This window comes from Lentilactobacillus kefiri (assembly GCF_007989105.1).
GTDB classification, from domain to species: domain Bacteria; phylum Bacillota; class Bacilli; order Lactobacillales; family Lactobacillaceae; genus Lentilactobacillus; species Lentilactobacillus kefiri.
Genome location: NZ_BJVK01000114.1, coordinates 1 through 634, shown reverse-complemented (window position 1 = coordinate 634; position 634 = coordinate 1). Strand labels below are relative to the sequence as shown.

The following is a 634-nucleotide window of genomic DNA, read 5'->3' as shown; positions in this document are numbered from 1 at the left end:
GGGTCAACAAATCATCACGAATGTTCATTAAACATTCGTTTAATTCACTACCCTTGAAAACTGTTTGTTCGCTATCGGTTTCCTTAATTAATTCCCGTCTTTCAGCTTGCGTGGTCTGTTCAAAATTAAGCTCTGGATAAAGTTTTTTAGTCGTGCGATCAACCACTTTATTTAAGAGTTCATCTGCTTTTTTGAGTGAGCTTTCTTGTTGGTTAATTGTCAATAATTGTTTAGTCACATCTTCACCAACCGCATGTTTAATTAAGGTGCTGTTTTTCCAATTAAATAGCATGCGCCGCTTATCATCTAAGTTTTCCAAACTGATATAAGTTTTCAGTTCATGGCTTAACTCTTTAACTACCCGTTTTTCATTAAACGAAAAGTGTTTACTTAGGCTATCTAAATGACCTCTATTGATTACTTTTTCTTGGTTATTTTTATAACTGGCTTTGGCCTTGCGATAGTCCTTAACTTGTTGGTTAAATGCCTTTCTTTCATGCCGCTTACTATTGATTCCCTCATGTTGCATTGGGGTATCATCTATTCCCTCCTCGATAAATGATTTTTCGCTGATCCGATCGGGAATATTTTTTTGCTCTAAAACTTGATTTACACTAACCGCCCAATTGTGCCG

The 634-nt window shown here is 36.1% G+C and carries 1 protein-coding gene; it reads right to left on the bottom strand.

Going from position 1 to position 634, the window contains the following annotated elements; all coding sequences use genetic code 11:
- The coding region (locus LKE01_RS11970; protein ID WP_186806025.1) for a MobA/MobL family protein at positions 1–634 on the bottom strand (634 nt) is incomplete at both ends.